1 protein-coding gene is annotated in these 1,445 nt (G+C 41.5%); it reads right to left on the bottom strand.

Annotated elements, in window-relative coordinates; translation table 11 throughout:
• Window positions 1–139: 139 nt before the first annotated feature.
• Window positions 140–1,210 (bottom strand): butyrate kinase, encoded by a 1,071-nt coding sequence (gene buk / locus LG34_RS14155; protein ID WP_109216644.1) that lies wholly within the window; start codon window positions 1,208–1,210, stop codon window positions 140–142.
• Window positions 1,211–1,445 lie beyond the last annotated feature (235 nt).

The following is a 1,445-nucleotide window of genomic DNA, read 5'->3' as shown; positions in this document are numbered from 1 at the left end:
ATTTTTTCACATATTTGACGCCCTGCGATACTAAACTTACCACTTTTTCAGTGGCGTCCCTATAGAGGTGGGAGTCATCTCCCATCTGATATACTCCCTTTATAGAAAATTCTTTCGGACTTCTAAGCAGAAATGTTAATTACTCTGTTCTTACAAATTCGTGTGCTTCTTCCTGTCCACGCAGTACACGAAGTCCGCCAAGTGCCAGAGATTCCATCTCATTCTCACCCGGATATACGATAACCGGTGCGATCCACTCTGCATTTTTCTTTACTTCGTTTGTGAAGTACTCAGAATATGCAATTCCACCTGTCAGAATGATGGCTTCAATATCACCTGCAACTGTTGCAGCTTCCTCACCGATCTTACGTGCTACGTTTAATGCCATTGCATCATAGATCAGTTTTGCATGCTCATCGCCATTCTCGATCATTTTCTCAACTTCACGGCTGTCATTTACACCAAGATGTGCTACCAGACCGCCACGACTCTTCATTTTCTTGAGCATTTCTTTTGTAGTCATGCCGCTCTCACCAAAATATTTGATCAGAGACTGAACCGGAAGACCGCCTGCACGCTCCGGAGCGAATGGGCCATCCTCATCATTGATGATATCTGCAACTTTTCCGCCGTACTGTAAGGTTACGGAAATACCACCACCAAGATGTACTACGATCAGTTTGCAGTCTTTGTACTCTTTGTTATTCTCACGGGCATATTTCATAGCTGCAGCTCTTGTATTCAGGTTGTGACCGATACCTTTTCTTGTAATCTCTTTCAGACCTGTGATCTTCAGGATCGGCATCATCTCATCAACTGTTACACCGTCATAAATGAAAGCCGGGATTCCAAGTGGTTTTGCGATCGCATCTGCAATTACAGCGCCAAGGTTGGAAGCATGCTCCATTGCCGGTTTGTTTTTCAGCTGCCATACCATGTCATCATTTACACGGTAAGCGCCTGCCTTCAGAGGCGGAAGTAAACCACCACGGGCAACGATACCTGTCAGATCCTCCAGTTTTACATTTTTCTCTTTCAGAACTTCCATGATCATATCTTTACGGAACTCATACTGATCTACGATCAGGTCATATTTTGCGATCTCATCTGCAGAATGAGAGATGCTCTCTACAAAAATCTGCTGCTCGTCCTCATAATAAGCAATTTTTGTAGATGTGGAACCAGGATTTAAGATTAATAATTTTTCCATTGTAAGGTCCTCCTTCGACTCTTTTCTAAATTACTTCATACGCATTACCATTTCTGTCTCTCATTTTAACATATATTATATATAATATACAATATTTTCTTCGAAAATAGAGAAAAAAATATGACACTGAAACGATTTTGCATATAAATCATTCCAATGCCATATTCTTCTTATCTTTTATTTTTTACCATTCAAGAATGCTCCGGCATTCTTGTTGCGAGGTGCGCGTCATGCA

It is taken from the genome of Eubacterium ramulus, from assembly GCF_003122485.1.
GTDB classification, from domain to species: domain Bacteria; phylum Bacillota; class Clostridia; order Lachnospirales; family Lachnospiraceae; genus Eubacterium_I; species Eubacterium_I ramulus_A.
Note: the sequence above shows the minus strand (reverse complement) of the source record. Positions and strands in the feature narration are given on the sequence as shown.

Bases quoted from the DNA above. Each gene is read 5' to 3' on its own strand.
- buk (WP_109216644.1), bottom strand. From the start codon at position 1,210: ATGGAAAAATTATTAATCTTAAATCCTGGTTCCACATCTACAAAAATT.